At 47.4% G+C, this 18851-nt stretch carries 9 protein-coding genes and 2 pseudogenes; 2 read left to right on the top strand and 9 right to left on the bottom strand.

Features of this window, described 5'->3' with window-relative positions; genetic code table 11:
• Positions 1 to 857 precede the first annotated feature (857 nt).
• Positions 858 to 2045, bottom strand: a complete 1188-nt coding sequence (locus GRO01_RS00100; RefSeq protein ID WP_141306695.1) for a glycosyltransferase family 32 protein — start codon at positions 2043 to 2045, stop codon at positions 858 to 860.
• An 878-nt stretch (positions 2046 to 2923) separates the two neighbouring features.
• Positions 2924 to 5185: a hypothetical protein gene (locus tag GRO01_RS00095; protein ID WP_141306693.1), complete on the bottom strand. Its 2262-nt coding sequence runs from the start codon at positions 5183 to 5185 to the stop codon at positions 2924 to 2926.
• Between the two features lie 892 nt (positions 5186 to 6077).
• On the opposite strand from GRO01_RS00095, the pseudogene GRO01_RS13455 reads away from it, so the two are divergent.
• Positions 6078 to 6214 (top strand): annotated as a pseudogene (locus GRO01_RS13455) (IS5/IS1182 family transposase); the annotation flags it as partial.
• 714 nt (positions 6215 to 6928) lie between these two features.
• Here the strand turns inward: GRO01_RS13455 and GRO01_RS00090 are convergent.
• Both GRO01_RS00090 and GRO01_RS00085 read right to left on the bottom strand, forming a co-directional pair.
• On the bottom strand, positions 6929 to 8365 hold the full coding sequence (locus GRO01_RS00090) for a glycosyltransferase family 2 protein (protein ID WP_083541155.1): 1437 nt from the start codon (positions 8363 to 8365) through the stop codon (positions 6929 to 6931).
• A gap of 843 nt (positions 8366 to 9208) precedes the next feature.
• A pseudogene (locus GRO01_RS00085) lies at positions 9209 to 10290 on the bottom strand (IS5 family transposase).
• Positions 10291 to 10657: 367 nt separating this feature from the next.
• On the opposite strand from GRO01_RS00085, the gene GRO01_RS00080 reads away from it, so the two are divergent.
• Positions 10658 to 11623: a DMT family transporter gene (locus GRO01_RS00080; protein WP_231489998.1), complete on the top strand. Its 966-nt coding sequence runs from the start codon at positions 10658 to 10660 to the stop codon at positions 11621 to 11623.
• 389 nt (positions 11624 to 12012) lie between these two features.
• On the opposite strand, the gene GRO01_RS00075 is transcribed toward GRO01_RS00080, so the two are convergent.
• From GRO01_RS00075 to uca, 5 genes are all read right to left on the bottom strand, one after another.
• Positions 12013 to 12720: an NAD(P)/FAD-dependent oxidoreductase gene (locus GRO01_RS00075; protein WP_141306691.1), complete on the bottom strand. Its 708-nt coding sequence runs from the start codon at positions 12718 to 12720 to the stop codon at positions 12013 to 12015.
• Between the two features lie 519 nt (positions 12721 to 13239).
• Positions 13240 to 13464, bottom strand: a complete 225-nt coding sequence (locus tag GRO01_RS13450) for a hypothetical protein (RefSeq protein ID WP_231489995.1) — start codon at positions 13462 to 13464, stop codon at positions 13240 to 13242.
• A 5-nt stretch (positions 13465 to 13469) separates the two neighbouring features.
• Positions 13470 to 13934 (bottom strand): hypothetical protein, encoded by a 465-nt coding sequence (locus GRO01_RS13445; protein WP_244926357.1) that lies wholly within the window; start codon positions 13932 to 13934, stop codon positions 13470 to 13472.
• A gap of 6 nt (positions 13935 to 13940) precedes the next feature.
• Complete coding sequence (locus tag GRO01_RS00065) at positions 13941 to 14936, bottom strand: sterol desaturase family protein (RefSeq protein WP_062506909.1); 996 nt, start codon at positions 14934 to 14936, stop codon at positions 13941 to 13943.
• Positions 14937 to 15150: 214 nt separating this feature from the next.
• Positions 15151 to 18750, bottom strand: coding sequence for an urea carboxylase (gene uca / locus GRO01_RS00060; RefSeq protein ID WP_062506907.1), 3600 nt, complete (start codon positions 18748 to 18750; stop codon positions 15151 to 15153).
• Between the last annotated feature and the right edge of the window lie 101 nt (positions 18751 to 18851).

Below are 18851 nucleotides of genomic sequence, written 5' to 3'. Positions count from 1 at the left end.
CAAGAGCGCAGCCGGTTATCGACCTCTGGTGGGAATGAGCCTTAAAACAGGATCTTTCTCACAGCGGTTCATGACGCCTGTCTTACCGATATCATGTCCTGTCCCTCTTGTATCGATCTGGATATGATTTGCAGCTGAAGGGTTTTTAAAACCCTTATAGTTTCGAGCCTTACTGGAAAAGATTCCATCCTGTTTGGACAGGGATCAAAGCGGTTGCTTATCGTTTGATGCGGTGCCGATGTTCAAGCTCCTGCTGGTCTAAATCACATTGACGAAAGACCTATTCCAAAGCCTTGTGGCGGCGGGACTGACGACGCTCCCGAAGGGGGCGGCAGTTCTATCAAGGCCCTGTGGTCTTACAGTCTGAGACCTGCCCGCCGGTGAGGACAAAGCCGAGAGGATGTTCTTGACTGTCGCATCAGGCATGGATCTTGCGCGTAAAGCTGCCGTGTGACCAACCAAAAGTCTTAAGTTGCGTCCCCCTTGCTTTTGCCCCGGCAGATCTGTGAAGGGGCGCGGACCACAGTGCTGTCGATCCTATGCGGCCAGTCACCGGTCAGATCCAGACCCACCGGAATTTGCAGCAGGGCATCCTAGACACTCCGTTCGGCCCAACGGCGAAACCGGGCATACACGCGTTTCACTTCCCGTAATGCTCATGCATGTCCCGCCGGAAAGCATCCAATGCGCAGGACATGCAGCATGCCGTTAAAGAACAAGCGGTTATCTCCCTCGAAACGAGGCTTAACATCCGCGCTCAAACGGCAGAAGCAACCCAATCATTGCCCATTTCTAATCCGTCAGAGCGCCTTGGCGCCATGCCCGCTCCAGACCAGTAAGTCTTTTGCCAATATGGTCTAGGCATTTTGCCAGTGCGGATTAGTATGCTTATAAGGTGTATCAAATTCTTCAATATAAGTATTAAATGAATCTTGCTTATGGATTTGAGTTGATGGAGGAACTAATCCATTATATAAAAAGTTATGATACAATCTACTGAATGCTCGATTAAATACCCCGGGGCCTGTTTTATACGCAATAAATAATCCCTTATGAAGGTAGCTATTCCTATAAAGAGACAGCAGGCAATCATTTAATATTAGATTGTTTGACGTGGAACCAAAGAAATCATTGTGTATGACATTGTTTTTAGTGGTAAAATAGCATCCAGACCCCTGGAATGCTTTCATAAATTTTAGCGTATTTTCATCTTTTAATTTCAAATCAGCATCTAGCCACCATCCACCAAGACGATTGATAATGTGAACACGAAGAAAATCTGCAGCTTCGGCAGGATGACGAGCGTTTAAAAACAACTCCCGTGCTTCTATACCATAATTTTGATAGAGCCACTCAGATGCTTCTTCTCGATCAAAAACCTTTACAGGCAGCCCCGCAAGGGTAGAATGATACTCAAAATTTGACAAAATTTCATTTGGAGGATTATTATCCCAATACATATAAAGTTTATATGGTATCTGGTTATTATTTAAATTTTCTCCAACCTTTCTCCCAAAAAAGTTGCTAGCTATTTCAAAATAAATAGAATCTATTTCTTCTCCCGTATGAAATTCTTCAAAGGCGTTACCTATTGTTTTGAGGGCCTCTTCTGGTTCTTGTTCCTGCCAAGCAAGGCTGACCCCGCGGATGTAATTGGCATAAGGAATACAAAGACTTTCCAGTTCTAAGATTTCCTCTTTAGGCACTTTCTTTCCTGCTTTGAGCAAACAAAGCAAACGTGCCTGTAACAGAGATTGCGCCAGAGGATAGTGATCAGGACGTTTATCATGTAGATCAAAAGCTAACCGATAAAACTCTGATGCTTCTGCAACACTTCCTTCGGTATGAAGGATATTAGCCAAATCAAAAGCTGAACCGACCGTGTCAGCACCCGTCTCTTTAAAGCGATTATACGCCGATGGAAAATTTGGCAAAAATTCTCTTATTTCAGAAATTCTTTTTTCAAATGAATTATCTGTCGTTAATTCTTTTTTTTTGATAAGATCTTTCGCATGGCATCCCTTCTTCAGGAGAAGTTTTCTCATTATTAAATTCTAATTGGTTTTCTTCTCGCACCTTATCCCATTGATCAATACTTAAATTGGACGGACTAAGTGGGGTATGGGGATCACTGCTCATCGATAAAATCCTTTTCTGCCTCTGGTAAAATTTCTATCCTGCTTATCATATATTTAGCAAGGAATACTAGCATTTTACCAATTAGGGGCTTTGATTCATTCGATAAAGATCGTACCTTCAAAATTTTTTTTTGTATTCAAGATACTGAATCTGCAAGAAGGTTATTGCATAGCTCAAATTTGGGATGGAGACTTAGCAAATCCACGATTGCATATCGGCTCTCCTACGCCAATAAAATCTTCTTTTTAGCATAAAACCGCCCCAGAAAAGCGATGATATAAAGTCGGCAGTTCTATCAGGGCCCTATAGCTTTACAGCCTGAGACCTACTCATCGGTAAAGACAAAGCTAAGAAAATGTCTCTGACTATCGCATCGGGCATGCATGCCTTGCCGGAAAACATCCAATACGCAAGACATGCAACATGCCGTTAAAGAACAGGGGGGTTGCCTCCCTCGGAACGAGACCTAACATCCGCGCTCCAATGGCAGAAGCAACCCAGCCATTACCCATTCCTAATCTGTCAGAACGCCTCGGGCCATGCCCGCTCTAAACCAATAAATCTTTTGCCAAAAGGAAATCCTTAGAGGACAGATACATCATAACAGCGCCAGTAAAATTCATGCCATGTGAGCAGTAATGCAATAATATATTCTTTACTCGCGGCAGTGAAACACCATTATCTGCTAACTGCAATTACCCAAATCGATCATTGATTGCCATTTGTGCCAAAATTCTAGCGTATCAATTGAACGCGTTTGCACAGCGGTAGAGGCCGCAACACATCAATGTTGCACTTCCTGTCCTAGAGCATCGGTCCAGACCGAACCGTTCCACCAAACCGGAATGCCCTTTGTTTTAGCTGAATTGCTACTGGAATAGCAGTCAGTGCAATAAAGCTGCGCGCCGGTTGTTGGCGTACTGGTCCCTGAAGCTACTCCCGGCAGATCAGCATAGGGATAGCCGGGGCTGACATATGCGCCAGAAGCGCCCCCGCCATATGAGGGATTAACCTCACCTTTAGAGTTGGTTTGGATCAGGATATACGGAGCGCCCGGCGCAGAAGACGATGCCATGAGAATGGCCTGCCCGGCCATTTTCAGCCAGTTGTTGTTCATCACAATCGCACCTTTGAACTCCCAATCCCCGCTGCTGCTCTGCGTGGCGCAAGTTCCGGATGCCGTACAAAGCTTAAGCGATCCATCGCCGCTAAAGGCCATGTTGGCGCCGGCAGCACCATCGGTCATGGACCCTACTGTTCCGCCTACACGCAGGCCGATGCGAAGGGACATAGCATTATGGTCCGGGCACGTCGCTCCGCTGGCAGCATCGCATTGTTCCCACTGGTTCAGTGCCATGGATGACGTGCCTGCATTTTTGAACAGGCTGCTCATGAGAGCAGTATCACCCGGCGACGAGCCAGCAGAGATCGGGTTCGTCACGTTGAACGTGTTGCCAGCGATCGCCTTCACGAAGTCAGATGTGAAGGGACTCAGTTCCAGCAAGTTGGGGAGCTGGCCGCCGAGATAGATGCCCCAAGAGGTTTTATCCGGCCATGCGTTATAGCCATCCGTCTGGGCGGTACCATCTACCCACTGCGTACCCTTGGTGTGACTATCAACTCCGATCGTCAGGCCATTGAAATGGTATTTTCCACTAATAGCCGTATGCAGTTCGTCGTCATACTCCCCGTTTTCACACTCACGCATCAGGGAGTGTTGGGCATCGGACCCGGCATCAGCCGGCGCAGTGTCGAAGTCTCCCAACTCGCAGGTCAGGAGGTGGTTGAACTGCTTGGTACGAGCGCCGAGATAGATGGCCGGGCTCGTTGCACCGGCATCATAGTGGGTGTCGAGGTTTGACGCTGTGGTGGCATAGGTCTGGGGATTGGTCGTGGCCGCATTGCCAGAACCTGGAATGACCCATGTATCCACGTCCAGTTGGTCGCACACGGACGTACCGGTAAACGCCGAAGGGCATGGCAGACTGAAGCTCCAGTTGTTCAGCATTCCCGAAAACCCGTTGACCGCATAGGTGCCGTAGCTGTCGAGACGGTTGACGTAATCCGGCGTAGATACGTTGCTGATGATCGTCTGATGCTGCTTGAGTTTCGCACGATCGGCGGTGGACAAAACTGGAGAAATCCACACGCTCCCGCTATCGAAAAACACGGAATGCTTTACCCCGTCCGCGCTGGTAAACGCTGCGCTTGCCACAACTTTCGGAGTCGTGCTTTTCGTTCCATTATCGACCACGACAGCGTCAAAGGCGTTGTAGGACGCGATTTGCGCTCCTGTGGTCGGGCTCAGGCCGGGACGATTTCCTGTGTAGCTGTCACTGGAGTTCCAGAGGCTCAAACAGGCAGCGAGATTCATCCCGCCTTCATCCTGACAGGTCATGACGACATGGGAACCACGCCCCGCTGCCATCCCACCAATAACAACGCCATCGGGATCGGTCCATACATCCTCGGATGCCGGGTTTGCCTGTCTGTGCGATCCGGTTATCCTTACAATAGATGTGCCATCTACCATGCTCGTAAAGTTGGCCCGGCCCAGTTTCAACATGTCGCCTAAGGGTTTTTTCGGGCCATCAATGGCACCAGCTGAAATTGCGCTGAGATCCACTGCAGGAGATGCCCCAGAGTAAATAGTTCCCTGAGTATTTACCGAAGAGGTCACATTTCCATTAGCATCTAGGCCAGCTATTCCTGATTTCACATTGATTTCTGATGAAGTCAAAACATCGGAAAGCAATTGATCGGAGGACGGACAGGCAATAGGCGTTCCATCCTCATGTGTTCCACATATCTGAGCAACCACGGAAGTGGGATGCCACTGCCCATCGGATCCTTTATAAGTTTGAGCAAGAGGTTTCCCGGAATTATCCAATCCAGTAACTATAGAAACAGGCTGGATGGAACCAGTAGATGTTTTATAGAAAAGAGGAATATCTTGAGAAAAAGAACTATTTCCGCAAAAAGAAAATATTAAAATAGATATTGTGTATTTATTAAATTTTAATTTGGATTTATTTTTAATTATCATAGTTTATTTCTTCCTAAGGAAAATTTTCTTATCCGTTCCAATATAGTTTTGATATGGACGCGCACGCGCAGAATGACGATGCTGTTTTCTTATATCTAATTGTGCTTGCACATCACCTCTTCAGGTGACGTCAGAAGTTATCCACAAGACGCTAGAATCGGTTATTCCCATCTTGGAGATGACAACTGTCGCATAACTTTGGTCCATCATCTCCTATAAAATGACAAAGTTTCTCAAGCGCGGTTTGGTAGCAGAGTCGATTATTGCGCTTATCTGCGATAAGATAGTCTTACTTATGCCGGTAGAATCATTTTTTCGGTTCTAACTACGTTATAGTACTTTGGATTTTTGTTTGATAAAAAATAACATATTAATCATAGGAATTTAAAATAATATTTTATATATGTGTTTTAACCACTTAATGTGAAGATTCAAATTCCTGTCACTTCGAATTTATTTTATAAGAAGTGCAACGTTATTTCAAAAAATTTCGATATGAACATTGCTGATATCGTCCACCGAAGATCATTTAGCAGCACCTTTCCACTTGGCTAAATTTTCTCAATCTGTGGCTTCCAAACGTGTTATTTTCGAAAATACTTAACTTATACTTTTATGAAACTTAAAATTATTGCGTAATATAATAGATAATAGATTTTTTTTCTCCAAACGTCAACCTAATAATTTCCATGGATTGATAAATTGCCGATTGAAAGAGTCAGAGATCGAGACGCGCGTCTTTATCCACTTAGAAGAAGGATCTTGATTTTTATGATTTGAGATTGGTGGGGCGAAATGGGTTTTGGAGATATGTTTCCAAAACCCTTGTCTAAGCTTAGGGCCTATTGATTTGAGTAAGGCAATCTAATGCAGGCTCTATAAGGAGACTGAAATAAGCGACCTATACTGGCTGACGGACGAACAGATAAAGCGTTATGGCCGCTCTTTCCCATGAGCCATAGGCGCTCCCGGGTCGATGATCACCGCGTGCTGCATGGCATTATTTCCGTTAATCGGAGCGGCCTGCGCTAGCGCAATGCCCCCCGGGAATATGAGTCGTGCAAAATACCTTCTAACCGCTAGAAGGGTTAGGGTGAAATGAATGTTTTTATGTGGATAATGGATGGCCTATCTGATGCCTGAGATGTCCTAATGTAAATTCTGGTGGATATGGATCTGACCGATGACTGGCCGCATAGGATCGACGGCACTGTGGTCCGCGCCCATTCACAAAGCTGCCAGGGCACAAAGCGGGGAGACGCATCTGAAGACTTTTGGTTGGTCACACGGCAGCTTTATGAGCCAGATCCATATCTGATGCGACAGTCAGGAACATCCTCTCGGCTTTGTCCTCACTGGCGGGCAGGTCTCAGACTAAAGCCACAGGACCCTGAGAGAACTGCCGCCCCAATCCCAATATCATGCTGGCTGATCGGATCTATGGTAGTGACAGTTTCCAACAGGATCTGCTGAGCCACGGGATCCTGCTCGTGCTTCTTCCATCCGGCAAGGGCCGCAAGGCTTCCGAGAAGGCAGCCTGGCGATGCGACCGGGACCGCAACACCGCTATGCTAGGACCACCATCTCCTTCAGGAGTGTCCTCAGTCTCGCTGCCACAAGGCTCTGGAACAGGTCTTTCGTCAATGTGATTTAGACAGCCGGAAGAACCATCATTGATATTGCGTAAAGTCGCATAGTCACGAAAGCAATTAATGGTCCTTCGATCTGCTCTAATGAAATTTATTATATTGTTGAATTAAAAATTCCCGGAAAATTATCAATTAGTTTTTTCTTGTCGTCATCGTATAACATATTAGATAAGCATATAATGTCATGTACATTATCATCTATTCCTAGATTTAGAAATAGATCCTCATATGACAGATAATTTATATTCTTATTATTGCCGATTCTATAGTCAGAAAAATAAAGAAAATTGGATTCATTATCTTTGAATCTCTTTCCTGTTTTTAAAATACCTTCTTTTTGATTGTTAAAATCAATAGATGCAATATATGTATTGCTGCTTGGATCTCTTATTGAGACCGTATTAGGATCTTCGTCAAATTCTATTTTGTATGTTATCACAGCTGATTGCCTACGATCTCCTTCCAATGTCATGGGGAATAAATTAATTTTATCGCTATGGTTAGAAAAACTAAAGTGTAAGAAATTTGGATATTCCTCAAAAATAAAGGATTTTACTTCAACGAGGTCAGAAATTCCTTCATAATCATCTGACGCATAGACCATTCTTTTAGAGATTTTATTAAAGAATATACGTTTCCCATCCAATGTTCTGAGTGAGAAAGATAATTTATTCAAATGTTTTGCACTATTTCCTTTTTCGGATATAAATTCTTTCAATAAACTTTCTTGAATTACAGCAACATTTCTATATGTTTTAGAAAGAAATCTTTCACAGCAAAAATCAAAAACATCGTTAACATTGAATAATTCCCAGTAAGCCATGGAATCACTTAAATCTACTCCCAGCCTCCTTTTTATTCTCTCGACATAGTGCTCCATAGATCTACATACATAATGCATTATCCTGGCATGTTCCCAAGAAACGTTTCTATTACATGAACCATCCCAATTGACTACTTTTCCATTTGGGCAAACGTATTTATCATTATCGACACCAAAAAATCGATGAGGCCCATGGTATTCCTGGCCAAAATTTTCCGGTTTGATAAAGCTTTTAACTAAAACATTTTCACTGAAATTTTCCGTTGATCTATACCTAAATGCATCGACAGTTGGCATTCGAGGCTTAACTACCAACCCTGAGCTTCCGTAGATACACCAGTTAATAGCTATCCCTTGACAACCATCAAAACGAGAAAAGAAGCTATTTATTGATTCATCATCATAATAAAAGTATTCGTCAGCATCTAAAAAGCCAATCCAATCAAAATTTCCTTTCGCTAATTCGCAAGCATATTTTAGACATTCTCTATGCCTAACGTCATGATCAGTAATGTTATCTCTATTCGTTCTAAAGTAACGAATATCAAATTTTTTAGATGCTGCCTTTATAATTTCGTACGTTCCATCATTTGATTGATCATCAAAAATAAATATGGAATTTATTCCCACTGCAATATGATAAGCTATCCACCCAGATATATCGCTTACTTCATTTCTGACATATAATGCTATTGCAATCTTAGCCATTATTCTCTATTCCTTTTTATGACCTTGCGATAGATAAGCATATTTCTACATTTATTCAAACCTTTTTAATATCCAATATTAATATAAAATTTTTATTTGAATTAATATTTTATATTAACGCGCAATGAATACATATTACTAAAATTTATTTTATTAATGATATTTCGGTAATTAATATTCGTAATTATTGTAGATAGCCTCGGTATTATTTCTGCTTCTTGTATTTCTACGCTCGTTCATTAATCCTTTCTAGGCAGAGTAATATGATACATTTTACCGACGATATTGAGCAGTTCGATTCTCATGGTGGCACGAGTAATACTAACTGTATGGATGAAAACCTTGCTCATGATTTTTATCGTTAGAAATATACTTAACGCGTCGATTAAGCACCAACCTTGAGGTCTTGGGCGGCTAAATATGTAGAGATATAAACCTAAAACGCAGCCTTTCCCTTAAGAGGCTGTAAAATAAAATCATGCTTTCCTATAAAAACTTTATCAGCTTTTGAGCAATAGGCAATGTTCGCCTAGGTTACGTTGACGAAAGACCTGATCCAAACCTTGTAGCAGCGAGACTCAAAATACTCACGAAGGACATGGCAGCCTTGTTGCAGCAGTCGCAGTCCTTGGAGCGTTGTAAGCCTGTCTTCCGGAAAGACTTACGACCTTTGAGGAATGAACTAACAATCAAAATTTCGTGGATCGGCAGATGGAGAGTTCGACAAACCATTGGCTGATTCCCCTTGCGCCTGATTTCAGGTTTTTGGCATATTAACTTCTGTTTCCTGGTCCTAATTTTCGCTTTGCGTTTTGAGCAGAGAGGGTTGCATGCTCTGGATTGCTATGCAGCGGCATTAATATGCTCCAAGAGGAGAAAGCGGCGCATATTATAGACAATATTGACCAGCCCGATACTTATTGTGGCTCGAACGATACCAACTGTTCGGATGAACAATCCCATCTGTGATTTTTGATCAGCAAAGACATGCTCGACACGCGAGCAGATAACGGATTTGCCTGCGTTGGACTTTTGGATATGCTGGGCCATAGGCTTGAGATGCGGCTTTTTCCTGTAAAGCTTCGAGACAAAGCCCTGCTTCTCCATGAACTCTTCATTGGCCTTTGAGAGATAGGCTATGTCGGCCCAGACCGTTGAGGCCGTATTTAGTTTTATCTAGCAGGTCTTCGCGCAGTCTAGCGCCATTACTGGCGGCAGCATCCATCGTCTTCCATTTTCGGATCAGCTGAAATTTCCGGTCGATGGAAATATGCGACTTGTAGCCAAAAAACAGGATGGCGAGTCCGTTGCGGAGATCGTCACGTCATTCTGCCGTCTGGCCTCGGTAAACTTCAGAGTTCAGCGTGCATGATGATCTTTGTGAGAAAGCTTTACAGGCTTGTCCTGCCAGTCCTGTGGGATCCGTCCTGCCCGCAGATCCGTCTTTTCATCGTTGGTATTGCGCTGCTTTGGAGCCTCTACCAATGTCGTGTCCAGGATCTGGCCTGACATCGGCAGATAACCCGCATTCTGCAGGATCACGTCAAAGCAATTGAACAGACCATCAATCGCACCAGCCTGGATCAGATGCTCACGAAACAGCCACACCATTTTGGCACCAGGCACACGGTCCGACAGCCCCAGACCTAAAAAGCGCATGAAGGAGAGACAATCATGATCAGATATTCCGTCCGTTCATCGGACAGGTTGTTCAGCGTCTGGATCATCAGGACCTTGAACATCAACACAGAATCAAGCGGCTGGCGCCCGCCTTTGCTCCCGTCTGAATAGGCCAGTGCCTTTTCCAGATCATGGCGGAACACTTCAAAATCTACAGTCCGGGAAAAGGCTTCGAGTTGACCACCAAGCCCACTCAGCCGAGCAAGACGCTTTTCAACATCAAAGAAACCCGGCTGCTTCATCATCCATTCTCCCACCAGGAACAGAATCACAGTCAATAGTTCAGAGTTAGGGGTTTTTCGAACCCTCCAGATCTCTCATCTTCAGCCTTCTTACAAATTCTGAAGCAGATTCCCCCTTCAAATCAGCAGAGAATGATTTTCACCTCATTATTGTGATATATAACTTTATATTATCATATGATAGATATTTGGTAATATAATAAAGCGGTTTACCGACCAAAATGGGTTTGAATTTCTGCAACACCTCCTCTAAGAAGCCTCACCAAATTATCGGGCTCTTATTCAGGACTGTTCATTCCCACTTTCATTCATACAGTGCCCCGGTATTTTTCGTATAATTTCCCTCTCTCCCATCAGAGTTCCGCGTCTCATGGACACCAAAACCCTCTTCTCCGGAATGGCCTTGGCCTTCGGAGCTTATGCAGCGTTCGCCATCAGTGACGCCTTTTCCAAACTGCTCGACGGGAGTCTTGACCCTTTTGAAGTGGCATTCTTTGGCGGGGTCTTTGGTTGCCTGATTCTTCCTTTCATTCGCAAGCCACATGAATCCTATCTGGACATCGTCCGCCCGAAATTCCGCGGAATGTGGTTGCTGCGCGCAGTGTGCGTTTTTGTTGCCACCGCTGCGAGCGTGGAAGCCTTCATGCTGCTTTCAATGCCAGAGGCGCTGTCAATCACCTTCCTGATGCCGTTGTTTGTCACGATCCTTTCGGTCGTATTCCTCAAGGAAAAGGTGACGTTTTGGGCTTGGCTGGCTGTCGCTCTTGGTTTTGCCGGAGTCCTCATTGTCTTGCGTCCTGGAATGCGCCCTCTCAATCTGGGGCATCTCTGTGCGTTTCTGGCAGCCTGTGCGAACGCAGGAAGCGTGATTGCCTATCGTCTTGCTGGCAAGGAAACCGTACGGCTATCTCTTTTTGGCTCCAGCCTGATGGGAGCGCTGGTTGGAAACGGTCTTCTGATGATCGCCCATGCCACATGGCCAGCTCATACACGCATCTGGGTTTACCTGTTTGGATATGGCTTCCTTACTGCCTTGGGGCAGCTGTGCATGATGCTTGCAACCGCACGGGCTCCGGCAAATCGGGTCGCTCTGCCTCAGTACAGTCAGATGGCGTGGGGTGTCGCATTGAGCTACCTTGTTTTTCGTCAGCCAATTGATCGTTGGACGTTCGTTGGAATCGCAGTCCTGACAGCATCTGGCATGCTGAACTGGATCCGACAGCGGATACGCTATGAAAAAATGGCCATGAAAGAACGTCTTGAGCGTCGCAAGGCGAAGAAAATCACACAAGGAAGCCTTAAAGCAGCAAAAAAGAGCGCTTTATCCATGCGGTAAAGATGCCTTTATAGGCCGTCATGAATGGTGGCAAAAAGGATACAAGCTTCAGTCAAAATCAAGAAAAACATCAATCCATCTGGCGCCGAAAATGTCTTTATCGACTTGAGGTCACAGATGGATCTTTATGTATGCTTTCACAAATTATAGCGCTACGATCCGGTAACAAGCAGCTTTGCTCTTTTGCGTAGCTCACGCAAAAGAGCCATTGAGCGTCTTTTTGTACCTCAAATTCAGTCACCCGCTTACGCCGTCACGACACCGGTGTATCGTGCCACTCATCGCCCAGAAGTTCCGGGGTTTCAAACTGCTCCAGATTCTGGAAATGAATATCGCAGTCCTCAGTGAAGAAATGGCTCACTATTCCTTTCACCAGCCGATCCGCGCCATCACTGATGGCCGGAATGTCTCCACTGACCTTTCCGTGGGACACGGGTTGCGGGAAAGCAGAAGCAGTGAATATTCCGCAGATCAGGACAGATGACATCGACTTTGGGCTGAAATTCAAATGCAGACCCAAGATCAGGCGAATTGGCAAGTTCGCTGTTGATGACTCCATTCCTGCAATTGTCAGGCGCGGGCACAAAACGATCCTTCCAAAACCGTATTCTGTCGGAAAAGACCTGGAGTTCCGGACGCTTTGAAAGATCAACATTGAAGCCGGTCGCAGCAATGATAAAATCCGTCTTGAGCACGCCGCGTGACGTCGTCAATTCAAGCCCCTCACCTTCGACAGCGATTTCCTCGATCTGACAGTCCAGATGGAAAAAGGCATTCGGGTACTGCGACACACGCAGAACGCTGGGTCGCGGCGGAGGCGTCTGAGCCGAAAGCGTGCCACCGAGAAAACGCCACTTCCATTCATCCGGCAGATTGACGAATCCCTGTACGACACCCTGGCTACCAATTCCGGTAAACTTGTTAACCCGTGGAATATCTTTTCGTCTGATCAGGATATCGACCCGTGCCGCGCCCTGCTCCAGAGCAGTCGCTGCATTGTCCATCGCAGCAGCTCCAGTTCCGATTACGACAACCTGCTTTTCCCTGAGCTCCCTAAAATCGATCATGTCAGCCGAATGAGCCCGAGTGCCTCTCATGCCTGCGTTCCAAAGCGATGCTAGTACCATGCCCGAAACGTCAGGGCCGGAATGCTGAGGCATGGCCCGGTCAGCGTTTCTGGCGGACCGCAACGTATCCATGCGGGCATATGTTGCCCACGGCCCTTCTCAGTCTCTGGGTGCCATATCGTAAACTACATGGTCCAGTACACCATAACGCTTCAGCGTGCATGAAGCCGTAAGGCCAAGTTTCAATATCTAAAGTTGCAACTATCCAACGAAGGAAGCAAAGTATTTTTTGTATTGTTATGGTTTCAGGGGCACACAACCAAAGAAACTTCTGCTTATAAGCTGCTTTGTTAAACATCTGGGAACCGGATAGCCTTAGCACTACAGTTGCGATTCATTTTCCGGGCCAGAAAGGTGAAGAATTTAGGGCCTTTCGCCGACGTAGATTTCCTGAAATTCGAACTTTCCGGGAAGCATTGAAGTCATGAAAATTGCAAAATAAAATGAACCACAAATGCAGCGGAAATCATTGAAGCCAAAACAATAATATTAGAAACCGGAAATGGAACCAACACCTATTATTCTCGATAATTCTCGCCTTATCAAAAATTGCTCAAGTATACGCCCAATGACATAAAGGGATACAAACATAGCACAAAAAATATAAGCAGGCTTGGGAGATAGTTTTTTGTTTATCTTTTCTTGATCACTATTTTCAGAATCATCTTTCTTATCCGGCTCAGGCACACCAAGAAATTTATCAATGAAATTCATGGGCACTACTGCGTCTTTTTTCTGCGACGCCCCATCCCCCCCCCTTTGGGATGCGTATGGATCGCCGCAGCAGAATAAGCCGCTGCCCGATATTCTTTGGTGAACTCGAAAACCTTCCCGAACCCGAAAAACAAAGCAGGGGCCAAGAAGCAGAACAATAACGTTTTGCTTACAAGGTTATAATACAGCCTCTTCCCCTGGCTGGCTTCTTTAACCTGCAGAACGCCAGAATCGAAAATCGACATTTTGTCTTGAGCAGGTTGATTTTTTTTCTGGAAAATTAACCTGTCCTGATCTCGTGTATATGTCGTTCCTGGAACCTGCAAAAGGGCGTCAAGTTTTTCAAAAGCCTGATCAGTTGATACTTCAGGAGCGAGCGGCAGGCTGCCTTTAACATGCCAGATCCAGTCTAAAAAACGTAAGTTCAATTGCATCGCCTTTCTGAAACGACCGTTTCCTGTAGCAATCAAGACACCTTATTGACTGCGAGCCCGCACCGCCTGTGTCCCAAAACGTTTCCTGAATTTCTTCCTGATGGTTTTAAAGGCTTGAAGATATGGATATGTCAGCTGTTCGCGCACAGACATGCGACGACCCCCTTCCATCCCCAGAAGCTCTGCCTCTCCATCCACACATGTCCCGAAAATACGATCAATAAAAATATAGGTGTTGGAAAAATTACTGCGACTTGCTTCGAAATCACGCGAATGATGCAGACTGTGGTGTTCAACCGTATTGAACAGATATCTCCACCATTTCGGAGTATTAAACCGGACATTGATGTGCTGATAGATAGAGATTGCCATCGTCATCGCGCCAGCAAGCAAAACAGCGCGCGGAACGAAATCGAAAAAACCATCCATTCCCAGCCCAATCAGGAACAGTTCAAGAGGGTTACCCACTGCGCCCTTATTGACGTTAAGCTGTGTTACATAATGATGAACAGAGTGGGGCAGCCAGAGCGGATACCAGTTGTGCATTCCCCTGTGCATCCAGTACTGACCGAAATCAAAAATAAACGATAATAAAAATGCCTGCACGAGCAAGGGAAGCCCCATAAACCAATCCAGCTTTCCAAGATGGAAATAGCCTTGGACGTAATCAGCCACCGCATCGCTACCGACATAAATATTGATATATCGAACCAGGGTGTATCCCATGCCGACATAGAAAAGATCTGTCACCAGCTCTTTCCACGTCAGCTGCCAACTCCTGTAGCGTGGATTGATCCACTCCAGACAAAGAAGGAGAGCCTTAAAACCTACAGAAATCCAGATTGCAGTCGAAGCTTTTGCAATCGAATTGGGAGCATAATACCAGAACAAAATCAGTGCGAAGAGCACGGTCGGCTGAAAATACGTGAAGAAAGCCCGCTTCACAGGACCGCCTTCAACTCTGGGAATATTTTCCCACCCGATTGTAACGGGGGCCTGCCTTCCGATTACTCGGTTTCCAACGCGAATTCCGTCCATTATCATCTCCTAGAGACAGTCAACCAAGTTGGTACGGATACAGATCGATTCGAAGTTAAGCAGAAAGATGTGTTCTAGGTCATTACGTCAATCGACGTATAATTTCCCGGAACACCCTATTGTGAGACTCTAAATTGCGTTTTTCCCGGCTTGCATCCTGCGCCCTAATGCTTGCCGCAGAGGCCAATTCACGTGTCCTCGAGCATTTCCCCGATCAGATATCAGCCAGGACCATAACGGCCTGCCCCGCACGGACGGGCTTCCCAGGTGATGCCCTTATCTCACGGATAATACCCTCAGACGGAGACTGTACCGAGATCTCGATTTTCATGGATTCCAGAACCATAACGGTTTGCCCGGCCTCAACACGGTCTCCGATTTCTACGAGCACTTTCCAGACATTTCCCGCGACATAGCTCTCGATTGCGACTTCGTCTGCTGCCAGAGGAGCTTCTTCTTCAGGCGCGTCGGATGTTTCAAGAGTTTCGAAATGATCAAGCCCGGCTTCGATCCAGTAACGACGCTCTGCTTCGAAAGCCTTTGCCTGCTTGGTACGGAAAGATGCGATTTCTCCAGCCTCACGCGCGAGAAAATCCTCATATTCAGACAGAGACAGCTCACCTTCTTTTACCTGGAGATCATATCGTCCAATCGGAAAGTCACGACGGATTGTTTCCAGAGTCTCCGCAGACACTGGAAAAAAACGCAGCTGATCAAAAAATCTCAGCAGCCATGGTTTTCCTTCAAAGGCCTTTGGCAGCGTATATCGTGCCCACATCTGTAGAGTGCGCCCTACAAACTGATAACCGCCCGGACCTTCCATTCCATACACACAGAGATACGCTCCCCCGATGCCGACAGAGTTTTCTGCAGTCCATGTCCGTGCAGGATTGTACTTTGTCGTTACCAGCCGTTGCCTGGGATCCAGTGGTGTCGCGACCGGAGCGCCCAAATAGACGTCCCCAAGCCCCATAACGAGATAGCGCGCATCAAACACGATATTCCGCACGTCTTGGATGGAGTGCTGTCCGTTGATCCGACGGATAAACTCAATGTTACTGGGGCACCACGGAGCATCCGGCCGAACCGTAGTCATATATTTTTCGATCGCCAGCCTACACGCAGGATCGTCCCAAGACAGGGGAAGATACACGGTTCGGGAAGGCACACGGATGTCTCTCTGTGCCGTCACCTCGCGCCAGAGGCTTGAGAGATAGGCCAGAACCTCTGAAAGAGGTAGAGAATCTGGCGCAAAGTGTATCTGAAGCGATCGTATGCCTGGCGTGAGATCAATGATCCCCGCCGGCCGCGCTCGCTCTATAGCTTCCATAAGAGCATGAACGCGGAATCGCAGAGCAATATCGAGCTTGGCTTCGCCAATTTCCAGAAGAAGATATGTATCGCCAGCCAGACGGCCGACCAGGCGCTCACTCCCCTCCCCTATATCAAGGACAATCGGAGACTGCAGAGCACCGCAGCAGGACCAGTTCACGGACACAGACGACAGCGACGTTATTTCTGCGTTCTGTGCACGAGCGATGTCACGTGCCGTTTTCACCGTAACGGGAATAAATCTGATCCGGTCACCCGCCCTGAGCTGACCCAACTGCCACAGATCTGCTTCGATCACTGTTGCTGGACAGACAAACCCGCCAAGACTTGGACCGTCAGGGCCAAGAATGACAGGCATGTCACCTGTAAAATCGACTGCGCCAACCGCATACGGGTTGTCATGGATATTGGACGGATGAAGCCCCGCCTCACCTCCGCTGTCACGGACCCATTCCGGCCTTGGGCCAATCAGGCGGATACCTGTGCGGTTCGAATTGAAATGAACCTCCCACTCGGCTTCGAAGAAACGGTCGATATAGGCTGGAGTGAAATATTCCGGCGCCCCGTGCGGTCCATAGATGACACGAATCGTGCGTATGTCACCCAGCTTCATCCTCAGCTCAGGCGCAAGGACCCGTCCTTCCGGCGCTTCATTGCAGGCTTCGATGTGGAGCACATCTCCTGCCAGCAGGGGACGACCTGCGTGACCGCCGAATTTTCCAAGCGTAAATGTGGAACGGCTCCCGAGATACAGCGGCACATCAATTCCGCCACTCAGACACAGCATCGACCGTGCACCGTTTCGCGTTGTCCCCAGTTGGAGCGTCTCACCCGAACGGATGCGGAAGACCGCGTCCATCTCGCGGGAAGCACCGTCGAGATTGATCGGGATATCCGCGCCTGTCACCACGGCAAAAGTATCAGTGTTGAACCTCAGGGTCGGGCCAGTCATGATAATTTCAAGACCGGCCACATCCGGAGGATTGCCAAGCAACGCATTGCCAAGGCGAAAAGCACGACTATCCATCGGGCCCGAGGGAGGAACGCCGACGGCCCAGTATCCCAACCTTCCGGGAAAATCCTGGATCGTTGTCTGGGTTCCGCCTGAGAGAACATCAATCGTCGAAGCGCGATAGACAAGCTGTTCGAGACAGCGGGTCCAGGGGGCGCCGGAGGCAAAGGGAGCGTCGAACAGGATTTGCCGCAAATAATTCTGGTTTGTCTCGACACCATACAAGCGCATGTCTGTCAGCACGGTATCAAGCCTTGCAATCGCCTGCTCGCGGGTTGGCGCATGGGCGATGACTTTGGCAATCATGGGATCAAAAAACGGTGAAATCTCGGCGCCCGCTTCAAGCCAGGTATCGACCCGCAGACCATTATCGTCCGTAACTGGGAAACTGACTTCAGTCAGAAGACCGGGGGATGGCTGAAAATTCTTTCCCGGATCTTCAGCGTAAATCCGCGCCTCGATCGCATGGCCAGAAGGCGTGAGCGCTGCGACAAGCGAATGAAGAGGAGCAAGGGTTCCGGCCGCCAGTTCAATCATCCAGCGGACGAGATCAACACCCCAGACTTCCTCCGTAACGCCGTGCTCGACCTGAAGACGGGTATTGACCTCCAGAAAATAGAAATCTTTCGACGCAGCGTCATAAACAAACTCCACCGTACCCGCACTTCGGTAGTTGACCGCCTTGCTGAGCCGGACCGCCGCTTCGCAAAGAGCGTCGCCCATTCCGTCCGGCAGCCCCGGAGCGGGCGTCTCCTCAATAACCTTCTGGTTACGCCGCTGAACTGAACAATCCCTGACACCAAGGGAAACTACCTCTCCCCGACCGTCCCCGAAAACCTGAACTTCGAGATGGCGTGCATGTTCGATATATTTCTCGATAAAAACGCCAGAATCGCTGAAGTTATTTTCCCCCAGCTGACGCACTGTATCGAATATTCCGACGAGTTCCGCTTCGGTCTTGCAGACACGCATGCCGATACCGCCGCCCCCGGCCGTGCTCTTGAGCATGATCGGATAGCCAACTTTTCCCGCGGCAGCCTGCGCATCCGGCAGATTCTGCAGCAGCACCGATCCTTCGAGGAGCGGCACACCTTTGGCTGCAGCCAGCGCCCTGGCCTCGTGTTTCAGTCCGAACGCCCGAAGCTGGGCAGGCTCAGGGCCGATAAAACTGATCCCTGCGGCGTGACATGCCTCGGCGAATCCAACATTTTCTGACAGGAAGCCGTATCCTGGATGGATGGCCTGAGCTCCCGTTTCCTTTGCGATCTCGATAATTCGTTTCGCATTCAGATATGTTTGGGAAGGCCCCCCTTCACCGAGCGACACAGCGATATCCGCATCACGAACGTGCAGACTTGCTGCATCCGCCTCGGCATAAACCGCGACCGGACTGATCCCCATTTTTCTTAATGTTCTGATGATTCTGCACGCAATTGCACCGCGGTTGGCAATAAGGACGCGATCAAACATAGCGCGGAAATCCAGACTGCAGAGAGATGGTGGAAGAAGTATTCATCATGGTCCTGCACTCCGATTACACATAAGCCGGGCCGCCTTCCGGGCCACCACAG

The sequence above is a fragment of the Gluconobacter roseus NBRC 3990 genome (genome assembly GCF_006538885.1).
Taxonomy (GTDB): domain Bacteria; phylum Pseudomonadota; class Alphaproteobacteria; order Acetobacterales; family Acetobacteraceae; genus Gluconobacter; species Gluconobacter roseus.
Note: the sequence above shows the minus strand (reverse complement) of the source record. Positions and strands in the feature narration are given on the sequence as shown.